The organism is Siccirubricoccus deserti (assembly GCF_014283215.1).
Taxonomy (GTDB): Bacteria; Pseudomonadota; Alphaproteobacteria; order Acetobacterales; family Acetobacteraceae; genus Siccirubricoccus; species Siccirubricoccus deserti.
The window spans coordinates 62,623-84,159 of record NZ_JACOMF010000014.1; the positions used below are offsets into that span (position 1 = coordinate 62,623).

Sequence of the window (21,537 nt, forward strand, 5' to 3'; positions counted from 1 at the left end):
AGGGGCCACCGCGGCGGGTCACTTGGCGTTCGCCATCAGGGCAGCGCGCAACTCTGCCGCGGTGGTCAGCCAGCCGAAGAACGCCGTCACGTTGAATTCGGCGGCCTTCTGCGCCGCTTCCCCGCCCGCCGTCATCGTCGCGTCGGTGACCATCACCGGGAAGAATTCACGGTGATAGGCGTCGCGCAATGTACTCTCGACACAGACATTGGTGGCGACGCCGGCAATCAGCACGGTGCGGATGCGCCTGGCATTCAGGACCTGCTCCAGCGAGGTCCCGGCGAAGCCGCTGTAACGCGCCTTCGGCACCACGATGTCGCCGGGCTGCGGTGCCACCTCCGGCACGATCGCATGATCCCAGCTGCCATGGGTGATCAGCTTGCCGGCATAAGCTTCGTTCGCGCGCATGAATTGCAACGCGTTGGATTTGTGCCAGACCGGCGCGGTCGGCCCGCCGGCCTCGCGCAGATCGGGCGAGAAGCCATTCTGAAGGTAGATGACGGGGATGCCGGCAGCGCGGCAATCGGCGATGACCCGCGCCACCTCAATGATCACCGGCGGCGCGCCGGAGACATCGAAGCCGCAGAGATCAAGGTAGCCGCCCTTCGAGAGATAGGCGTTCTGCATGTCGACGACGATGAGCGCCGTCTCCTCCGGAACCACGGCCAGTGGTTCGGGACGGGCGGCGATCGTGACGCTGCGGGGCATGGACGGGACTCCTGCAATCGGGGTCCTGCGGTCAAGCACGGCGCATGCCAGAGGGTAGATCGGGCCAGGGCGGAGAAACTCGAACGCCCGGCAGGGCGGGACCTGATCAGGTCAGCCGGCGCCGAATCCGCCGCCGGCCAGTCATCCCGGGATGAACCCGGGCGGGCAGTCCTGCGCCAGGAAGCACGGCCGGCGGGGAAGCCTTCCCCACCGACCGCGACCCCGGCTCATTGGATCAGCCGAGCTTGAGGTTCGCGGCGGCTTCCTTGCCGCGCTCACGCACCACTTCGTAGGTCACCTTCTGGCCGTCGTTCAGGCCCTGCAGCCCGGCCGCCTGCACCGCAGTGATATGGACGAATACGTCCTTGCCGCCCGATTCGGGCTGGATGAAGCCGAAGCCCTTCTGGGCATTGAACCACTTCACCGTTCCACTCGCCATGTCACGCGCTCCATCAACCCGGCGATATAGCGCCCACGCGGGCCAGGGAGCAAGTTCTGCGGTCAGGGGCGGGTATTTGCCAGCCGCGCCGCCCGCCCATAGGACAATGGCGGCAGGAAAGGCTACCGCATGGACAAGGACGCTTTGACCAACTGGGCGCTGGCCAATGGATGGCAGATGATCGCCGGCCACCCTAGCCTGACCAAGCCCTCCGCGCCGAAGGAGGCGATTGTTCGCCTGGTGCTCAAGGCCACGGTGGCGGCGGTGGAGGTCAAGAAGCCGGCAGGAAAATGGGAAAAGGTCGCCGGCGCCGCCTACCCGAAGATCGAGGCGGACCCCGAATCGGGGCTGCCGCGCGGGCTCGGCTTCGACACCATCAGCGGCTTCACCATGCTGATGCGGGAGAACAAGGACCGCATGGTCTTCGCCCGCATGACCGGCAAGCCTGAAGCATAGGAATCAAGTCGCTGCCTGCATGGGTATGCAGGCAGCACCATTCATTGGCCCTCAGACCAAGCCGCCCCTAGAGCGGCTTTTTCCCGCAGACTGTTCCCAGTCCGCGTGAAACTTCTCTAGCGGCGGCGGGCCTTGCGGGCCGCATAGCGGGCGTCGCGCAGCGCCTTCTGCTCGGCGGCGAGCGCCAGGGCACGGGCCTTTTTATCGGCTTCCACCCCCATGGCGCGTTCGGCCTCCTCGGCCAGGCGCGCGGCCTCAGCCTTCGCCCGGGCTTCGGCTTCGGCGGCAAGGGCGGCACGCTCAGCGGCTTCGCGGGCGGCGGCGGCCTGTCGGGCGGCGCGCTGCTCGGCCATCCGGATCTCGCGGGCGGCGGCAACGGCCAGCCGCTCTTCCCGCCGTGCGATCACCTCGGGATCATCCGGGCCAGGGCGGGATCGGAAACGCTCCAGCAACGCCTTTTTGGCATTGGCCGCAGTAGTCAGTCTGTTAGCGAAATCATCGTGTTTGTGTGCACTCATGCGCGCCTGATACCGCCTGAATCGGAGAATTACCAGGATGGAGTGGGCATGGCAGACCCCGATCCTGGTGATGGCGCCGCACGTCAGCGTTGCCATCAGGTCGGGAGTCATCCCTAAGCGTGCAGCCGCGCCACCAGCAGGCTGGCATCCCCCGGCCGGGCCGCCTCGGGCCCGCCCAGCGTCTCCAGCACATGCGCCAGCAGCACCTCCGGATCGAGTCCGGGGCTGCCAGCCAAGAGGGTGGCGAGACCGTCCAGCCCCAGCGGCACACCCCGCAGCGCCGTCTCCGGCACTCCGCGGCTGACTGCCACCAGTGCCGCCCGTGCCGGCAGCTCGATGGTCACCTCCGGCAGTTTCAGCCGCGGCTGCAGCCCGAGCGGCGGGGCGCCCGGCACCTCCAGCACCCGTGCCTCCCCCGGCTGGGTCAGCAGCAGCGGTGGTGGCGCCGCAGCCCGGGCCGCGACCAGCACCTGCGCCCGCAGATCGATGATGCCGAGGAAGCCGGTGATCTCCATCCGCTGGTCGTTGTCCCGCAGCAGCAGGTCGGAGACCCGGGAAAGGCATTCACCCGGGCTGGCTGCCTGCGGCGCCAGGGAACGCACCAGCGCCCGCGCCGAGATCGCCAGGAAGGCAGCGCCGAGGCCGCTGCCGCGGACCGAGGCCATGAACACTGCCAGCCGGCGCCCGCCCGGCCCGTCCAGCCAAAAGAAATCCTGGAAATCGCCGCCGAATTGCGCCCCTTGCAGCAGCCTGCCGGCCACCGCCGCGCCGGTCTCCGCTGGAAGCGGCGGCGGCGCCAGCCGGGCCTGCATGGTGGCGACGGCGGAAAGCTCCTGCTCCAGCGCTTCCATCCGGGTCTTCGCCGCCAGGGCGTCGCCCTGCTCGGCGATCAGCCCGCGCAGCTTGCGGTGCTGGCTGCGCACCCGCTCCGCCATCGCCCGGAAGGCCATGGCGAGCGCATCCATGCCGCCGGCGCCATCGCCCTCCCCGCCCCTCTCTCCGTCTTTTGGGGCGCTGGCCAGCACCTGCTGCAGGTCGCGCTCCATCGCCGCGCGCTCCGGCGCGTCGAGGGTGGCAGCGAGGTTGCCGAGTTGCGCCTCAATGAAGCCCAGCCGGATCCGCTGCTGCCGGCGATCGGCCCGGGCGCGGCGGCCGAGGGCGATGCGTCCCTGACGAAACACCAGCAGTGCCCGCACTGCGCCGCCGATCTCGTCTTCGCGCTCCTGCCCGGGCAGCTCCACCGTCAGATCCCCTTCCGCCAGCGCCCTTTGCGCCGCCAGCGCCAGCTCCAGCGGCCGGAACACCCGCCGCAGCCAGAGCGTGAAGCCGGTGATCAGCAGCCCGCTCAGCCCAATGGCGCCGCCGGCGGCCAGCAGGTCGTCGCGGTCCTGGGTCCAGGTCCGCTCGGTCACATCCACCAACCAGCGGCGCCCGCCGATAAGCTGGCCTGCGCTGTCCAGCACGGGGACGGTGCCGACCGAGACCACCCGATCACCGGCCGCCAGCACCATCCGTCCCGGCTCCACCCCACGCAGCCGCTCGATGAAGGCGGCGAGTGGTCCGGCGGCCTCTGGCATCGCCACCGGCCTGCCCTCTGCATCGGTTAGCACCGGGACTGCGCCAGTAGCAGCGGCGACCTGACGCAGCAGCGACGTCGGCGCCACGCCGGCGGCCATTACCCCGCCCCCCGGAAGCGGCTGGGTGGCGACCAGCATCAGCCGGTCGCCAACGCGTTCCAGCCCTTCCGCCGGTTGCTGCCCGGCCAGGGCGAGTCGTGTTGCCGGGCCGGCCCGCTGTTCCAGCAGCTCCACTGCCTGGCCGGCCCGCGCGGCAGAGCGCAGCGCGTCCGCGACCGATGCCTGAATGGCATGCCAGGCGCGTTCCTGGGCAAGCAGCGTCGCCGCACCAACTGCGGCCTGCTCCTGCCGTCCGCGGGTGGCCATGCCGACCAAGCCAGCGACAGTGGCGACGGCGATCAGCAGGACCACGCTTGTGGTGATGTGCAGGCGCAGGCGCATCCGGCTCAGCCCCCTTCCGCCGCCGGCAGCAGAACTGCCGGCAGCAGCGCCAGCGCCGTCACGGCCAGCAGTATCGCCGGCGGCAGCAGGACAATGCCGGCCATGGCCAGGACCGTCCCGGCATGTCGTGCCAGCGCCGCCAGGATCGCCACCTGCTGCGGCGAGGCGAGGCCAGGGCAACAGGGCGTCGCCAGCGGCCAGGCCAGCACTGCGGCGAAGGCCGCGGCCAGCAGCGGCAGCACCGCCGCCACCGGACAGGCCAGCAGCAGCGCGGCGGCCGCCAGCAGCCCGACCGCTGCCAGCCCGCCGCCTCGCGCCGGGATCGACAGGCCCGCGCCCGGCAGTGCCAGCAGCAGGCTCGCGCCGACCGCGGCGATGATCGACAACGCCGGCTCGGCACTGGCCAGTCCGATCGCGCCACCCAGTGCCAGCCCGCCCGGCAGCGCGCCGAGGAAGACCAGGCGCCGCACCGCAGCCTGGCGCAGCAGCCGCAGCGCCGCCTGCGGCGCCGGCCAATCGGCTGGGGTCGCCACCGCCGCCGCCGGCGCCAGCCCTGCCGTCGCCAGCACCAGCGCACCAAGCGCCAGAGTCAGCGCCACCTCCGTCTCCGGCCCAAGCAGGCCGACCAGCGCCGCGGCCACCCCACCGCCGGCCACAGCACCAGCCAAGCCACCGCGCAGCCAGGCCGCATCCGCCGCGGCGCCGCCCGGACCGCGCCAGCCGCCGCCGGCATGCACTGCCAGCCCGGCCACCAGCGCCACGGCCAGCCCATGCGGCAGCGCCGTAGGACCGAGCGGATCGGTGCATAGCCAGGCAGCGAGCGCCGCCGCCAGCGCCAGCCACAGCGCCACCACGCCCGACCGCCGCAGCGGTTCCGCCAGCCGCCCGCCAAGCAGCGCCACCGCCGCGAGCGCCGCCAGCCAGGCTGGCCCGAGCGGCGCCGCCGCCAGCCCGACCGCGCAGGCCGCGAGGCCGCAGAGCAGCCGATGCGCCGGGGTGTCCAGCCAGGGCTCGGCCGGTGCAGGATCCTCCGCGGCGAAGCGTGCCGCCGGCGCCAACCGAACCAGCAGTGCCGTGGCGCGGTCGCCGGCACCCTCCACCAGAGCATCGCCCGCGATGTCGCTCGCCATCCAGTCCAGTTCCTGCCGACGGCGGGTCAGGTGGCGGATGAAGCGGCCGAAGGCGGTGGCGAGCTGGCCGATCTCATCCGCTTGGCCGGAGCGCGGAGCACGGCGGAAGTCCAGCGCCGCCCCGGCGCCAGCGAGCTGCGCCAGCAGCGCCGCCGGCACCAGCAGGCGGCTGCCGAGCAGATAGGCCATCGCTTCCACCGCCACGAAGCCTGCCACCGGCAGGCCGAGCGGCAGGGCGGCCGCCGCGGCGGCCAGCGCGGGCTCGGTGGCGCCGATCTCGGTGCGCAACCCTTCCAGCACCGCCAGCGCCAGCGCCAGCCAGGGCAGCCCCAGCAGCAGCAGCACCAGCAGGCCAAGCCGGCGGCCGGCACGCGGGGCGGTGGCGAGGCTCATGCCGGGGCTCCCTCGGCTTCGGCCCGCAGCATCGCCGCGGCCGACGCGTCCAGTTCATTGAGCAGCGCGCCGGCAGCGGTGGCGGCGGCGACCACGGCAAGGTCGGCCTGCTCCGACGCCGCCTCCAGCACCGGGCCGGGCTCCAGCCGGTGTTCCGCCTGCTCCGCGGTGATATCGGCACTGCGCAGCGCGTCCAGCAGTGCTGCGCCGCCGAGCGCCGCCGCCGCCACCGGGCCGAGCAGCAGCCGCGCGCCGATCCAGGCCGCCGGCAGGCAGAGCAGGAACAGCACCGCCGCATCGCGCAAGCCGCGCAGGAGGATGCCGGCGAGCCTCGCCTCAAGCCCCGCCGCCGGCTGCCACAGCACCACCGCGCCGAGCACCGTGCCATCGGCGGCATGCAGCGGCTGCCGCGCCAGCAGCCCTGCCGTCAGCGCCATGGCCTGGCGTTGCGATACGGCGGCGGCGGCGTTCTGCAGCAGGCTGTCCGGCACGGCGGGGTCGCCCGCCAGCCGCGCGCCCGCGGCGGAGATCAGCAGCGCGCCAGGCGGCAATGCCGGCGGCTGCGGCGATTGCAGTGCTTGGGCAAGGTCTTCCGCCTCCGCCGCCAGCCGCGCCAGCGACGCCTGTTCCAGCGCGGCGCGAGCGGTATGGCCGGCCAGCAGCAAGGCCGGTAGCAGACCTGCAAGGGCGGCGGCGATCAGCCAAAGAAAGCCACGCCGGGCCAGCATCAGGCGCGCTCCCCGCTGTGTGGCCAGGGCAGCACCCGGAACCGTCCGGAGGCTTGGCCGGAACTCGCCTCCAATGCCGCGCGTAGGGCACCAAGCTCCGCCAGCAGGCGTTCCTCGCGCCGCGCGGCCTCTGCTTCGAAGCGGGACAGCGTGGCCTCGAGGGCGGTCAGCCGCTGCTCCAGCCCGGGCGGGCCCGGCAGGGGCACCGGCTGGGTGACTAACGGCGCCGATATCGGTGGCGTTTCGGCGGGTGGTCGCGGCGGGTCGCCATACATCCAGCGGGAGACGATGTCATAGCGGATGCGCAGGGTCTCAGCGATGCGGCGGTAGCTGAAGCCGCGCGCGCGCAGCCGATGCGCCGCGGCCTGCTTGTCGGTGCCGCGACGACCGACGCCAGCCTGCTGGGCCTCGCTCAGCGTGTCCATGAGCGGTGGAGTGTTGACCTCGGGCATGTTCACGTCGGCAGTCCCCGCGCAGCGTTGTCGTGCCGTCGCCGGCGCAGTCTTCGCCACCGCGCTTAACAGGGGGTTGCGAAATCGCCCTGATTCATCCGGGCACCGGAAAGCGCATCGGCCGAAAGGGTTTCGAAAGGGATTCGATGGTCCGTTAGGGGGCCGAGCAGGCCGGATGCCTGGAGCCCAGCAGGAGGCGGGCACCCCCCTCTTTGCGTGGAGAGTCCCTTGTCCCTTGCCGTGGTTCCCGACCTCGCCGCCGCCTACGACCACTACTACGGCAGCGGGCTCTACGATGTGCGCTACCCGCGGCCCAACCAAGCCATGAAGCAGGCGATCCTGGCCGCGCTGCCACCCTCCGGCACCGGCGCGGTGCTGGATTTCGGCTGCGGCAACGGCCGCTACCTGCCGCTGCTGCTGACTAAACCCGGCCTTGCCGTCACCGGCTACGACATCAGCCGCGCGGCCATCACCACCTGCGGCCGGCTGTTCCGCGACCATGCGGCGGTGGGCCGGCTGCGGTTGATCTGCGGCGAGCTGCCGGTGCTGCAGGGCGCGCTGGAGCCGGCGAGCCAGGACACGGTGCTGCTGATGTTCGGCGTACTCGGCCATGTCCGTGGCCGCGCCCGTCGTATCGCCACATTGCGCGCACTACGGGAGATGCTGCGCCCCGGCGGCAGGTTGCTGACCACGGTGCCGAACCGCCGCCGCCGCTTCCTGGCCGAGCAGCGCCATTGCGCGCCGCTGGTGGAAGCCGGGGCGCTGGAGCCGGGCGACATCCTCTACCGCCGCGACGGCGCCGATGGCGCGGTCGAGCTCTACTACCACCTCTTCACGCCCTCGGAGTTCGCCGATGAGCTCGCCGCCGCCGGCTTCGTCCGGCCGCGGCTGAGCGCCGAGAGCGTGCTGCCGGAACGCGGCGCCATCGCCAGCGCCGCCGGCGGGCTGTTCGACGGCATGCTGCGCCGGCTCTGCCCGCTACCACTAGCCTATGGCTTCGCTGCCTGCGTGGAACGCGGCACGGATGGTTGAGCCGAAGCACTTGCGTGCCGCACTGGCCGGGATCGTCGGGCTGATCGGGCTCGCCTTTCCGGCTGCGGCGGCCGATCCAGATCCGCTCGGCACCATCCGCCAGCGCGGCAGCATCGCCATCGGCGTGAAGGCGGATTACCCGCTGTTTGGCCAGCTTGGCGCCGATGGCAGGCCGGAGGGCATGGAGATCGACCTGGCGCGCGACCTGGCGCGGCGCCTCGGGGTCGAGGCGCGGCTGGTGGTCGTCACCTCCGCCAATCGGCTGCAGCGGCTGGAGGACGGCACGGTCGATCTCGTCATCGCCACTCTCGGCGACACCGAGCAGCGGCGCGAGATCGTCACCATGATCGAGCCGAACTACTACGCCAGCGGCGTGAACCTGATGGTGCCGCCGGACAGCCGCCTGCATGACTGGAGCGAGCTGCGCGGCCAGAAAGTCTGCGCCACCCAGGGCGCCTATTTCAACCGCCAGCTTGCCGAACGCTATCTGGTGGATCTGCAGCTCTTCGGCAACAACCGCGATGCGCGGCTGGCGGTGCGCGCCGGCCGCTGCGTCGGCTGGGCCTATGACGACACCGCCATTGCCAGCGATCTGGCGACACCCGAATGGGCCGGCTGGCGGATGCCGTTGCGCAGCGCGCTGGTCACGCCCTGGGCCCTTGCCCTGCCCCGCGCCGCGCGCGACAGCCAGTTGCGCCGCGCGGTGGAGGATGTCGTCGCCGCCTGGCACCGCGATGGCACGCTGCTGCGGGCAGAGCGCCGCTGGAACATCCCGCAGAGCGACTTCCTGCGCCGCACCAACGCGCTTTGGAACGAGGCCGACAGCCAGGGCGAGCCGGTGTGTCGCCGTGGTGCCAATGGCCGCTGGCCGGATGATTGCCGCAACCGCGCGTTGCTGAGCTCGACGGAGGTGACAGGTCTGATGCGGATCGGCCTGGTGTTGAAGGAGCGCTACGGCATCGACCTCTCGGTGGTCTATGACAGCTACGACCGCAGCAGCTTCGGCATGGGGCTGTTGCGCACCCTGGTGCTGGTGCTCGGCAGCATGCTGGGCGCGCTGGCCGCGGGCATCGGCGCTGCGGTGGCGATCGAGCGCCGCATCCCGCTGCTGACGCCGCTGCTGCATGGCGCTGTGACGGTGCTGCGGATGACGCCGCCGCTGCTGCAAATCTATGTGGTGTTCTTTGGCATCGGCGCCTGGACGGTGATGCGCTGGGGCTTCGCGGTCGACCCCATGCTGGCCGTTCTGCTCTGCCTCTCGCTCTATGCCGGCGCGGCGGTGGCGCAGGCGCTGCTGGAGGCGGCGCAGGTGCTGGCGGCGCAGCTGCCGGATTTCCGCCTGGGCGCCGCCACCCTCGGCCGGGCGCTGCACGCCTCGCGCGGCCCGATCAACGGCATATTGGTGAACATCGCCAAGGCGACCGGCATGGCCAGCGCCGTGGCGGTGCCGGAGCTGATCTCCTCCGCCACCTCGATCATGGCCGAGCGGGGCAACCTGGCGGTGATGATGAACCTGCTGATGGCGACCTGGTTCGTGATCATTCTCGGCACCGTCGTCCTGCTGAACCGGGCGCAGCTGTGGCTGGACCGCAAGCCGGGGCGCCCCCGCGCGGTGGAGGCGTGAGATGGACATCCGCGACCTGTTCGACCTGCTGTGGACCTGGACGCCCTATCTGGCTGGCGGCTTCGCCTGGAATGTCGCCGTCTCCATCGCCGCCATGGCAATGGGCACGTTGCTCGGTGCCGGGCTGGCCTATGGCCGGCTCTCGGCACAGCGTGGGCTGGCGCAATCGGCCCGCGGGCTGACCACGGTCAGCCGCAACCTGCCGACCTTCGTCTGCCTGTTCTACCTGGCCTTCCTGGTGCCAAACGAGTTCACCTTGCTTGGCGTCACCCTGCGCGTGCTGCCCTGGGTGAAGGCCTCGCTGGCGCTGTCCATCGCCGTCACCGGCTACATCTCGGACACCTTGGGCGCGGCGCTGGCGGATCATCGGCGTGGTCGGCCGGAAGCGATGCTGCTGTTCCTGCCATCCTGGATGACCTACTTCCTGATCATCGTCATGGCCTCCTCGACCGCCTCGGTCATCGGCGTCAGCGAGATCGTCTCGCGCGCCAATACCGTGATCGGCGCCACCGGCCGCAATGATCTGATGGTGTGGGTCTATCTCTACGCCATGCTGTGGTTCCTCGGCTTCTGTTGGCCGCTGACCCGGCTGATGCGGGCGATCCAGCGGCGCATCCGCGAACGCAGCCTGATGCGCCCTCCTCACCGCGGCCGTCCCGCCGGTGGCCTACTGGGTGCCCGGCAATCCTGAACCGCCAGCGCCACCGGCCCCGCATCACCGAAGCCAAAAAGGAGCACAATGGATGAGTTCCACCCTGAGCCAGCAATTGGCACCCGTGCCGCCGACAATCCCTGCACCGCCGCCGGTCCTCGACATCCGCAGCCTGAGTGCGGCGCAGTGGAAGGAGCTCACCCGCGCCAACTTCATGCATGTGCGCGGCGAGAACATGCGCAAGTTGGATGCGGCGGTGGAGGCCTACCTCGCCGACAAGCAGAGCGTCGAGGCGATGGACCGGATGCGCAAGGCGTTCCGCGACTGGGCCGCGCACAAATACCAACAAAAGAAGAAGACGTTGGTCTACCCGACAGATTTCAACAAGCCGGTGAAAGAGCAGCTCTGGCACGACGAGCCGCGCAATGCCCGCGGTGCGATGACGGCACTGTTCAAGCTGCTGTTCACGCCCGAGCTGCTGGCGCTGGAAAGTGGTGTCAGCCGGATGGGGGCGGAGGAACTGGCGGCAATCGCCTGGTGGAAGGGGGAGATCGACAAGCGGGCCTGTGAGATCTTCAAGGGCCAGCGCCTGGAATTCCGCCTGCTGACTCCGGGCGCGCCGAAGGTACGAATCTCCGAGGCCGGCGACTACCCGGCGCAGACGATCGCCGGCCAGATCGCCGCACTGCCCGCCACGCCGGCGACACCGGGCAGCATGGCGCAAATCGGAGGCGCGATCCGCACCGGCGCCGGTGCGGCGTTGAGCTACGCCAAGGCCGGCGGCGCCGGCGAGACCGCCGAACTGGTCGACAATGCCTATTCGCTCGGCAGCGGCATCGCCGAGCTGGCCAAGGGGATCGAGGTCTCGATCTCCGCCATGGCCGGTGTCGATGACCCGCATGTCGCGGTCACCATCCTGTCGGCGATGGGCCTGCCCAGCGCCGCCGAGATCGCCGGCAAGATGGTGCCCTTCTTCGGCGGCGCCGTCGCCATGCTGAAAGGCGGCAAGGAGCTGGCGCAGGCGGTGCTGGCGCATCGCGCTGCCAACCGGGTGCGCGGCCGGCAGGACCGCTTCCGCGAGGGGGCGGCACGCCAGGCGGTGCTCGGTGTCGGTGAGTTGCTCGATGACGAATGCAAGGCCAAGACCAAGGCCGGCGCGCTTCACATGGTCTCGGGTGGCACCGCCGTGGGGTTGGTTTTCGTCGACGGCGGCACGGTTTCCGGCCCCGCGGTAGGCATGGCGCAGCTGCTGGCGGAGCTGCTGCTGCTCGCCGCCGAATATGTCGAGGACTACAAGCATCGCAACGCGGTGAACAAGTATCTGGAGGAGATCGCGCAGGCCGGGACGCTCGACGTGGGTGTAGAGCTGTTCAAACGCAGCCCACTGCTCGGCGCTTATTACCTCTTGATCGCCGAAACCTCCTCCATCATCGCACTGAGTCTCGACCGCATCAATCACCCCGGCGTGCTGCAGGAGATCGAGGGCATGGTGCGGCAGGATCTGCCGGAGGTGCTGGAGAAGGCCGCGGATCTCGTCGCCGCCTCGCATCTGGTGGTGCCGGGTCTGCTCAGCCACCGACTGCACAGCACCAAGACCAAGACGACGCGGGCGAAGGAGGCGGCGATCTCGGCCGGCACGACGGTGAAGAATTTCTTTTCCCGCCTCGCCTCGGTTGCCTGCTTCCGCAAGAACCTTGGTACCAATCCGCCGAGCGACCCACGCTACGTCGGCTTCAGCTCGACCGAATATTTCGCCCAGCAGGATGCCGCGGCACTGACCCCTAGCGTATCCCTCTGAGCCGCGGCGGGGCCGACAGCAAGACCGGTCCCGCATCGCCACCTGGTTGCAGCCCACCGAGACGGCGGGCGGCATCCAATGTGGCCAGCACCGGCAGGCCGGCCGAGAGCAGCGGAATGCCGGTGCTGCCAAACTCCTCCAGTCGCAGATCCTCAGCCTGGGACAGGTCGAGTCGACGCAGACGGTCAAGGCAGCTGCGGTCGAGCGTACCGGCCGTCGCCACCCCAGGAGGCAGCGCCAGCCCCTCCAGCGCCCGGGCGATGGCGGCAAGGCGTTCCGCCGCATCGGGCCCATTGGGATCGAAGCCGAAGCCCTCATGCAACCCGGCCATGGCATCGAGCGCCGCCATCATCTGCGCTACCCGGCCCGGGTCCTGAACCGCGGGCAGCGGCATGGCTGCGGCCTGGCGCAACAGGCCGCCAAGCGCCCGCAGCGCGCCCGCGCCACGGCTCGGCATGTCGTAGGCTTCGGCGCATTCCGCCAGCGGCAGCCAGCGCAGCAGGTTGGCGGCGGCCGTCTCTCGCTCTGGCCAGGGCGGGCGTTCCGCCAGCCAGCAGGCGCGGTCGCGCAGCGCCTTGGCCAGCGCCGGCTGCTGCGCCGGGTCCCAGGGAGTGAGGCCAAACTGGCCACGCAGCAGCGCGAGTTGGCGGGCGAGGCTGCTCCATTGCATCAGCCTTCCGTAATCGCCCGCGTCGAGCGGCGGCATTGTCCCAGCACAGGCATCGAAGCCGGCGATCAGCCGGGCTAGCGCATCCCAATCGAGCGGGCTGCCGAGGCCGTTGCGGCACATCAGCCGGGCGGCCGCGGCCATGCCAGCAAGCGCCCCTGCCGTGACAGCGCCATAGGACGGCTGCCCCGGCCCATCCGGCGGGTCGGGCGGGGCTGCTTCCGCCGCTGGCTCGACCGAGGCCGGCCTGCCGCCCCAGCCTGTGGGCAGGCTGGCCGGCGGCAAGGCAGGCCAGGCGGCTGGCAGGCTGGGCATTGGACGGGCAGACAGCACCAGTGGCGGTGGGATCAGCCGCGGTAGCACGAGGCTGGGAGCCGCCGGTGCGGTGGGCAAAGCCCGGATCGAGTCCGGTGCCAGGGCGGCAAGCGGCCCCAGCACCGCCGGCGGTGGCGAGTCCAGCGCGGCAAGGCTGGCCCGCGCTTCGGCCAGGGCGGCGGGCAGCCCATCCGGGGCATTCCCGGCCCGCACCTGCAACTGCGCCAGCGCCGCATCGGCGGCCGCGGCCAATGCCGGAGAGGCGGCTGCGGGCAGCCGACGCAGCGGATTCGGGGCCTTGGCCGTCAGCGCCTGGACCAGCCCGCCAGCCGCCGCCCGAGCCTGGTCCAGGGCGGTAGCCGCATGCTGCCAACCGGCTTCCCGCAGCGCCACCTCAGCGGCATCGAGGCTGGCCCTGACGGCCTCGGCCTGGACGAGTGGGCTGGATCTCGGCGGTGCAGTCGGTGGCGCCGCGCTGCCGACCGCCCTCACTGCAACGACAGCCGGCACCCCGGTAGCGGCCTCGACCGCCCGCAGCCGCGGGTCACTCGCCAGCGGCGCGGGAAGCGCAGTGGGCAATGCCGCCCAGGGATCGGCCAGCGCCGCAGCCTCAGCCCGGCCGCCGATGAAGCCGGCCAACACCCGATCCGGCACGGCTTGCCGGGCAGAAGCCGGCGCCACCGCCAGCAGCACCGCCCGGTCCAACGCCGCCTGCACCGCATCGGGAATGCCGGGCCGCGCCAGGGCCGGTATCCGCCGCAACAGCTCCCCCGGCCGCATCAGTTGATCTTCACGATGGCACCCTTCACCGTCAGCACCGCCCCGGCGCTGACCTCGCCGATGGCATCAGCCTTGAAGCTTGCCATCGCCCCCTTCACCTCGAGTTGCGCCGGCGAGGAGATGCTGACCCCGGCATTGCCCGCCGCCGAGAATTTCGCCGTCGCCGCCACCGCCACATTCTGGTTGGCGCCGAGGTTTAGGCTGGTGGCGGCCTTCAGCGTGACCGTACCGCTGCTGCTGTCGATCTCGACCGAGGCGGCCTTGATGGTCAGCTTGCCGGTCACCGACAAGGTCATGTCGCCGCCGACGCTCAGGCTGTAGTCGCCGCTGACCTTGTGGGTGAAGGCGCTGCTGCTGGTATGGGTCTCGTCGCCCTTCACCGTCACGGTCCGCTTGCCCTTGGCGATGCTCAGCGTCGCATCGCCCTCCGATACGGTGATCTTGCGCGCCTGCTTGACCGTCAGCGTCTCGTCATTGTCGATGGTGGTGGTGCGGTCGTGGGTAATGGTCTCGGTGACGTCGTTCAGCACCTCCAGCTTCAGGTCCTTCTGCGCTCGCAGATAGACCTCCTCGCTGCCGGTCTTGTCCTCGAAGCGCAGCTCATTCGCCGCATCGGCGGCACCGTTGGGGGAGCTCTTGCTCCTCAGCGTGCTGCGCGTCTTGCTGGCCGGCATGGCATAGGGCAGCGTCTTCTCGGCATTGTGCACGCCGCCGATCACCAGCGGCTGGTCGGGGTCGCCGTCGAGGAAGCCGACCACCACCTCGGCGCCGACCCGTGGGGTGAAATTCGCGCCGAACCCGGCCCCGGCCCAGCCCTGCACCACGCGCAGCCAGCAGCTGCTGGTGTCATCGCTCTTGCCGCTGCGGTCCCAGTGGAACTGCACCTTCACCCTGCCATACGTGTCAGTGTGGATCTCCTCGCCGGCGGGGCCCGTGACAATCGCAGTCTGGGCAGAGGCAATGCGCGGCTTCGGCGTCGCCGGCAGCGAGCGAAAGACGGTCGCCGCAGGCAGCGCCAGCACCTCCGCCGCATAGCTCTCCGGCGTCGCATCGATGCTGCAGGCGAGCACCGCCCAGTCGCCGTTCAGCTCGGCTCGCGGATGTCCGGCGAGGGTGAATTTCTGCCCGCAGGCCAACGAGCGTAGCGACCCGCGCAGCCGCAGCAGCTTGGCCGTCGCCGCATGCGCCGCGAGCCGCAGCTTTGCCAGATTCTCGCCGGCTGAAGCGCTGGCATAGCCGCCATCCCAGCCGTTCAGGGTGCGGGCTGCGCTGTCACCCTGCGCCTTGGCGTAAAGCGAGGTGGAGGGCGTCTCGAAGCTCCAGGCGTTGGTGCCGATCGCATCCGGCCGCATCCGCAGGTCGAGCGCGCAATCGGCAACGGCGTCATCCTCGAAGCCACCCCCGGCATCGTGCCGCCAATGGAGCGTCGCGCCCGGGGTGGCGGCATAGGCATTGGCGTTGTCAGCCAGCACCAGGGTGTGGGCGCTGGCGGTATGGGTGAACCAGAAGCCGATGCCGGCATCCTCCATCAGCCGCCTGACGAAGGCCAGATTGCTCTCCTGCCACTGCACGCAATAATCACGCGCGGCGTAGCTGCCGGTGAGGGACTTCTTGGTCTGGGTGACACCGGCGCCGGACAGCACCTGGGTCACGATATCGGTCACCGGCAGCGCCTGGAAGATGCGACAATCGCCGGACTGGTCCAGCAGCGCCAGCTTCGGCTCCAGCCGGGCGCGGAAGAAGGTGCGGCCGGGGTCGGGCCAGGCACCGGCAATGCCGAATTCCGTCAGCACGCCATGGATGTAGCGGATGCTGCCATCCGAGGCCTTGATGCTGGCTGCTGCCTCCGTGCCGATCAGATCGGCGCAAGCCGGACCGTCGCCATTGGCGTAGAGCTCCAGCTCATAGGCGAAGGTTTCGCTCATTGCCTCCCGGCCATGAATGCGGGAAAGCTGCAGCACGCCATCGCCTGCCGTGGTGGTGATCGACAGGTATTGCGAGCCCTGCCGCAGATCCTGTGGCGCGGTCATGCCACGGCCTCGAACCGGCAGGCGACGCCGCCTTCGGCATCGAGATCGACCTCCACCGCGGCGAATCCCTCGCCGCGCGCCAGCCGCAGCAGCACGGCCTCGGCAAGCTGCGGCAGCAGCAGATTCTCCATGACCTGATCGGCCAGCCGCGCGCCGCCGCCGGGCATCGCAAGGCATTGCCCCAGCACCGCCTGCGTCACCGCCGGGCTGAAGCCGACCCGTGCCCGATGCTGTGCGGCAAGCCGCGCCGCCACCTTCGCCAGCTTCAGATCGACCACCCGCGCGACGGTCTCCGGCGCCAGCGGCAGATAGGGCACGATGGTGCAGCGGGCGAGAAAGGCCGGCCTGAAGCGCGCCAGCAGATCAGGGCGGATCGCCTCGGCCAGCGCATCGGCATCCGTCTCGCCGGCGGCGACCAGCGCCTCGATCCGCTCGGCGCCGAGGTTGGCGGTCATGACGATGACGCTGTGGCGGAAATCCACCTCGACGCCCTCGCTGTCTTCCAGCCTGCCCTTGTCGAAGACCTGGTAGAACAGATCGGTGACATCGGGATGGGCCTTCTCCAGTTCATCCAGCAGCACCACCGAATAGGGCTGGCGCCGCACCGCCTCGGTCAGCATGCCGCCCTGGCCGTAGCCGACATAGCCGGGCGGAGCACCTTTCAGCAGCGCCACGCTGTGCGCCTCCTGGAACTCCGACATGCTGATGGTGACGAGGCCGCGCTCGCCGCCGAACAGCAGATCGGCCAGCGCCTGCGCGGTTTCCGTCTTGCCGACGCCGGTCGGGCCGCAGAGCAGGAAGACGCCGGCCGGCTTGCCGGGGTCGGCGAGGCCGGCACGCCAGCTGCGCAGCCGCCGTGCGATCACCTCCAGCGCCTGGTCCTGACCGATGACCCGCCGCGCCAGCGCCGGCGCCGCCTCCAGCACCGCCGCCAGATCATCCTTCAGCATCCCGCCCACCGGGATGCCGGTCCAGCCCGCCACCACCTCGCCGACCAGGCGGGCATCCACCTCCACCGGCACCATCGGCGCCTCGCCCTGCAACTCGGCGAGTTGCTGCCGCAGCGCCGCCACCACCTGCGCCGCCGGCAGCCCGGGTGCCGTCAGCAACGCCTGCAATTCCAGCACCAACGCCCGCTCCTGTCCCCAACGCGCGGTCAGCGCCGCGTGCTGGCGCGCCACCGCCGCGGCCTCCTCGGCCAGCGCCGCGAGGCGCGGTGCATGCAGCGCGCCGACCTGGGCCTCCCGTTGCAGCCGGGTGGTCTCCTCGGCGATCGCTGTCTGGCGGTCGGCCAGCGCCAGCAGCGCCGAAGGCTGCGCGCCGCGGGCGACGGCGGCGCGGGCGCAGGCGGTGTCCAGCACCGACAGTGCCTTGTCCGGCTGCTGCCGGCCGCTGATGTAGCGCGAGGTCAAAAGCACCGCCGCCGCCACCGCATCCTCGGTGATGCGCACGTCGTGATGCGATTCCAGCTTCGCCACCACCCCGCGCAGCATGCGGACCGCCACCGGATCGGCCGGCTCCGCTACCTTCACCACCTGGAAGCGGCGGGCCAGCGCCGGGTCCTTCTCCACATGCCGCTTGTATTCGGCCCAGGTGGTGGCGGCGATGCAGCGCAACTCGCCACGCGCCAGCGCCGGCTTCAGCAGATTGGCGGCATCCCCCTGCCCGGCCTGGCCGCCGGCGCCGATCAGCGTGTGCGCCTCATCGATGAATAGAATCACCGGCGTGCCGGAGACGGCGGCGACCACGGATTTCAGCCGCTGCTCGAACTCCCCGCGCACCCCCGCGCCGGCCTGCAACAGTCCGAGGTCGAGGCTGCGCACCGCCATGGGTTTCAGCGGTCCCGGCACCGCGCCGGCGGCGATGCGCTGGGCCAGCGCCTCGGCGATCGCGGTCTTGCCGACGCCGGGCTCGCCGACCAGCAACGGGTTGTTCTGCCGGCGGCGCATCAATATGTCGATCGCCTGCTCCAGCTCGGCATCGCGGCCGAGGATCGGGTCCAACCGGCCTTCCCGCGCCAGCGCCGTCAGGTCGATGGTGTATTGCTCCAGCTCCGTACCCCCGGCGGATGCGGCGCCACCGGGCGACAGCAGCAGGCGCAGCCGGGCAGCAAGGTCGTCGCGCGGGATGGCGAGCAGCCGCGGACAGGCCTCCACCAGCGCCGAGCGGCAGGTGTCGCGCTGCAGGATCGCCAGCAGCAGCGCCCCCGGCCGCACCACTCCCTCCTGCAACGTCAGCGAGGCGACCACCCACCCCTCCTCGATGGCATCGAGGAGCACGTTGTCGAGTGTCGGGGTCCGTGTCGCGCCGCGCGCCTCGCCTTCCAGCGCGCGGCGGATCTGCTGTGCCGCAGCCTCCGGCACGATGCCGTATTGCGTCAGCACCAGCCCCCAATCGCCATCGGGCGGGTCGAGGAATTGCAGCATGAGGTGCTCGATCAGCACCGCCCCGTGCGTCGCAGTGGCGCAGGCATTGGCGGCGCGTTCCAGCGCCCGCTTGCACTCCGGCCCCAGCTTGCCGATGAGTTGGCGAATGTCGCGGCTCATGCCGCCTCGCCTGCGCGGAAGCGGATGGTGGCGGTGCCCTGCTGCCTTCCGGCAAGGAAGCTGGTCCAGCCGAGCCGGCTGGCCTGCTCAGGCCTGGTCGAGGCGCGGAGCACCGGCACGGCCTCCGGCTTCAGCGTGAGTTCGATCACGAAATCCAGCTCCTCCGTTTTGTGGAAGCGGGTCAGGGCGGTCAGCGCGCGGCAAGCCGCGCCGCCGGGCAGCAGGGCAAGATGTTGCGCCAAGGTCAGCGGCCCGGCGGCGATGGTGAAGCTGCTGCCGACATCCCAGACCCTGCCGCCGAGCTGCGCCTCCTGGCCAAGCCGCTGGTAGCGGCCACCGGGGCCAATGCGGGTGCGGTCCTCGGCCTCGATCCGCAGCCAGCGGCCGCGGAAGGGCCGCACCTTCACCGCCACCCCGAGTTGACGCTGCAGGACGACCTGCATCCCCATGGCCGAGCGGCCACGGCCGATCGCCAGACCCGCGTGCGGCAGCAGCGCTGAATCGGGTAACGGCAGCCGGCCACGCAGCGACGGCAGGCCGAGGCCGAGCAGCGCGAAGGCAATGCGTCCCGCCGGCCCTTCCGCCGGCGACAGCCCACCGAAGCCCGGCCGCAGCCGCGCATGAGCGCGTACCATCAGCGCGAAGAGCCGATGCTCGAAGATGCTAAGGAAGCGGAGCGCCGCGTAGTCGCCACGGCGCAACCGCTAAGCCATTTCCTCGGTGATCCAGCCCGGCAACGGACCATGGTGACCAAGCAGGCCGAAGGCGGCGGAATGCAGCACGGGCGGCACCGCCGAATCCGCCGGCCATTCCACCCGCTCCACCTCCGAGATCGGGAAGCGCAGATGCGGTACACCGCGGTAGGCGAAGACTTCTCGCCGCGGCGCCGCACCCTCCCCGACCGGCGCGCGACCTTCACGGCGGCCGAACTGGCTGAGGAGCGAGGCCGCCTGCAGCAGCTCAACCCCGCCGCCGGCCAGTACCGTGGCTAGAGCAGGGGGACGGCGCCGGTGCGGGGCGGCCATGCGTGCCAAACTCCATGGCGCTGCTGGCTCAGCAGCGTCAACTGGGTGAAAGAATTGACCGAGGCTTGCAGCGCCAGGAAGCATTCCAACACTGCGCCCAGCAGCAGCGCGCTACCGCCAGCGAAGCGCCGCTCATCGCAGGTCAGGGTGATCGCCAGCCCCTGGCCGAGCGCCGAGCGCACACCGCGGCCGATGCGGCGGGTGACGCGGCGGCAGTGCAACTCGCGCAATCCGAGGACCTGTTCGCGCGCCGCGTCGTCATCCGGCGCAGCATGCAGCAGCAGGATCTCGCGCAGCGCCGTCAGCGCATCCGGCCCGCCGCTGAGCGAGAGGTAATTGAGATTGAGATGCGAGACCAGGCGCCAGGCGGTCTCGCCACCCAGCGGCGCGGCCCGCGGTGCGCTGGGCCGTAACAGGCAAATAGCGCGAGCACCGCCGGCGGCTTCGTCGAATTCAAGCCGGGCACCAGCCGGTACCTGCTCCGCCAGCAGGCGGTTGGTGCAGAGGCAGTGCGCGAGCACCGTCAGCTCCGCCGGATTGGCCGGCGCAAGCGATGGATCGACCAAGGAGAGCCAGACATCGCTGCCGCCGATGGCACCACGCTCGGCCGGGGTGCGACGCATCAGCCAGGCCGCGCCGTCGGCCTCGCCGCTGCCATGCTCGATCGCGAAACAGGGCCGGATGTCGCGCCATACCTCGGTCTCGACATCCCAGCCGCGCAGCCGGGTGACGCTGTGCACCTCCATCACCGGCTCCAGGCGCGCATCGGGCACCAGCTTGTATTCGGCGCGGCGCCAGTCGAGCCGGATCGGCTCGGCCACATGCTCGAACAGGTTCACCACCGGCGTGCAGCCCAGCAGCAGGCTTTCGGCGGTCAGCGCCAGCGGGCCTGGCGGCACCGGCAGCAGGAACAGCAGCTCGACCCGCGTGCAGGCCGGCAGCGGCGGGAGGTGCAGGTCGAGGAAGCGGAACTTGTCCGGGAAGGCAAAGTAGTCGTGCAGCAGCGCATAGGCAGGGTGCACGCGGCATGCATCCGGCAGCAGCGCTTCCTCCGGCGCGAAGCCCACCGGACGCAGCGCCTGGGCCACGGGACGCAGGATCGGCGCCGCACCCTCCGGAATGAAGGCGATGCGGTCGCAGCCGGCAATCAGCACCTCGTACAGGCGCGCCGCCGCCGCCGCCTCCCCGCCGAGGTAGAAGCGCAGGCTGCCGCCGCCAAGGCTGGCCGCCGTGCCCTCCACCAGTTCCAGCCGCAGCCGCAGCACCGCCGCAGCCGGGTCGTGGTCGAGGAAGCCCCAGGCATCGGTGGTCCGCACCTCCGCCGGCTCGGTACGGATCGGCCAGAGGCGCGTCTCGAAGCAGGTGTGGAAGCGACAGCGCAGATCATCCGCGGTGCGGGCGCTCAGCATCGCGCCGCGCGGCACCGCCAGCCCGGCGGGCGGCACCACCGCCGCCTGCAGCCGCACCACCGTCGCCGCCGGTTGCGGCGCCGCCAGCTGCGGATAGAGAAGGCCGAGCAGCGCTTCCGTCATGCGCGGGAACTCGCCGTCGATCGCCCGCTGCACCCGGCCTGAGAGGAAGGCGAAGCTTTCGATCAGTCGCTCGACATGCGGGTCGCTGCTCTCATCCGGCCCGAGCTCCAGCCGGCCCGCGACCTTCGGGTAGGTGGTGGCGAATTCACCGCCGGCGGCACGCAGGTAGTGCAGCTCGCGCTGATAGTAGCCGAGCACATCGTCGCGGGCACGGTTCGACATCAGCTGCCGCTCGCGGCCGCCTCCAACGCCAGTTCGAACAGCACCGGCGCAGCGGCATCGGCGGTGCCGATCGAGCCGCGGATGCAAAGCGTGGAGCGTCCGGCCTCGGTGCCGGTCTGCAGCTGCAGCTCCGGGTTGCGCAGCCGCGGCTCGAAACATGCCAGGCTGCGCCGCACCTCGGCCAACCAAGTGGCCTGGGCCCTTCGGTCACGCGGCGGCAGCGCGCCCATGTCCGGCACGCCCCAGTCCAGCACGGTCAGATCCTGCCCGGCCTCACGCGCCGGGCTGCGGCAGTCGAGCAGATGCCCGAGGTGCCGCGCCACCGACAGCCGCAGATCGGCATCTTTCAACAGCCGCGCATCGGCACTGTCGGCGGCAGCAGGGTCGAGGTCGAACAGCCGGTCGAACAGCGGCGGGCGAGCTCCCCGCTGCCGGCGCGATACCTCCGGACGGCGCATGCGCGGCACTCCGG

17 protein-coding genes and 1 pseudogene are annotated in these 21,537 nt (G+C 71.0%); 5 read left to right on the forward strand and 13 right to left on the reverse strand.

All coding sequences use genetic code 11. The features are described 5' to 3' along the window. Positions 1-18 precede the first annotated feature (18 nt). Together H7965_RS13485 and H7965_RS13490 are read right to left on the reverse strand one after the other, a co-directional pair. On the reverse strand, positions 19-708 hold the full coding sequence (locus H7965_RS13485) for a cysteine hydrolase family protein (RefSeq protein WP_186771103.1): 690 nt from the start codon (positions 706-708) through the stop codon (positions 19-21). 235 nt (positions 709-943) lie between these two features. After that, the gene (locus H7965_RS13490) at positions 944-1,147 is read right to left on the reverse strand and encodes a cold-shock protein (protein ID WP_186771104.1); all 204 of its coding nucleotides are present in this window, start codon (positions 1,145-1,147) and stop codon (positions 944-946) included. A 129-nt stretch (positions 1,148-1,276) separates the two neighbouring features. On the opposite strand from H7965_RS13490, the gene H7965_RS13495 reads away from it, so the two are divergent. Further along, positions 1,277-1,603, forward strand: a complete 327-nt coding sequence (locus H7965_RS13495) for a hypothetical protein (RefSeq protein ID WP_186771105.1) — start codon at positions 1,277-1,279, stop codon at positions 1,601-1,603. 116 nt (positions 1,604-1,719) lie between these two features. Here the strand turns inward: H7965_RS13495 and H7965_RS13500 are convergent, their stop codons facing one another. The 5 genes from H7965_RS13500 to H7965_RS13520 are packed head-to-tail and all read right to left on the reverse strand — an operon-like array spanning position 1,720 to position 6,848. Further along, the gene (locus H7965_RS13500) at positions 1,720-2,217 is read right to left on the reverse strand and encodes a DUF6481 family protein (RefSeq protein ID WP_229682600.1); all 498 of its coding nucleotides are present in this window, start codon (positions 2,215-2,217) and stop codon (positions 1,720-1,722) included. Between the two features lie 17 nt (positions 2,218-2,234). Then, the gene (locus H7965_RS13505; protein WP_186771106.1) at positions 2,235-4,139 is read right to left on the reverse strand and encodes a PP2C family protein-serine/threonine phosphatase; all 1,905 of its coding nucleotides are present in this window, start codon (positions 4,137-4,139) and stop codon (positions 2,235-2,237) included. A 5-nt stretch (positions 4,140-4,144) separates the two neighbouring features. Further along, a complete protein-coding gene (locus H7965_RS13510; RefSeq protein ID WP_186771107.1) occupies positions 4,145-5,662 on the reverse strand; it encodes a hypothetical protein in 1,518 nt (505 codons plus the stop codon). Continuing rightward, positions 5,659-6,390, reverse strand: a complete 732-nt coding sequence (locus H7965_RS13515; protein WP_186771108.1) for a hypothetical protein — start codon at positions 6,388-6,390, stop codon at positions 5,659-5,661. Before H7965_RS13515 ends, H7965_RS13510 begins: the two co-directional genes overlap by 4 nt. After that, entirely contained in the window at positions 6,390-6,848 is a 459-nt protein-coding gene (locus H7965_RS13520; RefSeq protein WP_186771109.1) for a hypothetical protein, read from the reverse strand. Before H7965_RS13520 ends, H7965_RS13515 begins: the two co-directional genes overlap by 1 nt. A gap of 222 nt (positions 6,849-7,070) precedes the next feature. Here H7965_RS13520 and H7965_RS13525 point away from each other — a divergent pair, with 222 nt between their 5' ends. Genes H7965_RS13525 through H7965_RS13540 form a run of 4 tightly spaced genes read left to right on the forward strand, consistent with a single transcriptional unit; the run spans position 7,071 to position 11,948 of the window. Then, positions 7,071-7,874 (forward strand): class I SAM-dependent methyltransferase, encoded by an 804-nt coding sequence (locus H7965_RS13525; RefSeq protein ID WP_186771110.1) that lies wholly within the window; start codon positions 7,071-7,073, stop codon positions 7,872-7,874. Beyond that, a complete protein-coding gene (locus H7965_RS13530; protein WP_186771111.1) occupies positions 7,867-9,498 on the forward strand; it encodes a transporter substrate-binding domain-containing protein in 1,632 nt (543 codons plus the stop codon). The genes H7965_RS13525 and H7965_RS13530 overlap by 8 nt, the downstream gene beginning before the upstream one ends. 1 nt (position 9,499) lies before the next feature. Beyond that, a complete protein-coding gene (locus tag H7965_RS13535) occupies positions 9,500-10,189 on the forward strand; it encodes an ABC transporter permease (protein WP_186771112.1) in 690 nt (229 codons plus the stop codon). A 52-nt stretch (positions 10,190-10,241) separates the two neighbouring features. Next, the gene (locus H7965_RS13540) at positions 10,242-11,948 is read left to right on the forward strand and encodes a hypothetical protein (protein ID WP_186771113.1); all 1,707 of its coding nucleotides are present in this window, start codon (positions 10,242-10,244) and stop codon (positions 11,946-11,948) included. Here the strand turns inward: H7965_RS13540 and H7965_RS13545 are convergent. The 6 genes and pseudogenes from H7965_RS13545 to tssE all read right to left on the reverse strand — a co-directional run bounded on the left by H7965_RS13545 (position 11,932) and on the right by tssE (position 21,523). Beyond that, positions 11,932-13,710: a hypothetical protein gene (locus H7965_RS13545; protein WP_186771114.1), complete on the reverse strand. Its 1,779-nt coding sequence runs from the start codon at positions 13,708-13,710 to the stop codon at positions 11,932-11,934. The genes H7965_RS13540 and H7965_RS13545 overlap by 17 nt on opposite strands. Further along, entirely contained in the window at positions 13,710-15,740 is a 2,031-nt protein-coding gene (locus H7965_RS13550; protein ID WP_186771115.1) for a type VI secretion system Vgr family protein, read from the reverse strand. Before H7965_RS13550 ends, H7965_RS13545 begins: the two co-directional genes overlap by 1 nt. Next, positions 15,737-18,286: a type VI secretion system ATPase TssH gene (gene tssH, locus H7965_RS13555; RefSeq protein WP_186771116.1), complete on the reverse strand. Its 2,550-nt coding sequence runs from the start codon at positions 18,284-18,286 to the stop codon at positions 15,737-15,739. The genes H7965_RS13550 and tssH overlap by 4 nt, the downstream gene beginning before the upstream one ends. Beyond that, positions 18,283-19,311: pseudogene (gene tssG / locus H7965_RS13560) on the reverse strand (type VI secretion system baseplate subunit TssG). The gene tssH and the pseudogene tssG overlap by 4 nt, the downstream one beginning before the upstream one ends. Further along, positions 19,275-21,065, reverse strand: a complete 1,791-nt coding sequence (tssF, locus tag H7965_RS13570) for a type VI secretion system baseplate subunit TssF (protein WP_186771119.1) — start codon at positions 21,063-21,065, stop codon at positions 19,275-19,277. The pseudogene tssG and the gene tssF overlap by 37 nt, the downstream one beginning before the upstream one ends. Further along, positions 21,065-21,523, reverse strand: a complete 459-nt coding sequence (tssE, locus tag H7965_RS13575; protein WP_186771120.1) for a type VI secretion system baseplate subunit TssE — start codon at positions 21,521-21,523, stop codon at positions 21,065-21,067. Before tssE ends, tssF begins: the two co-directional genes overlap by 1 nt. Positions 21,524-21,537: the final 14 nt, after the last annotated feature.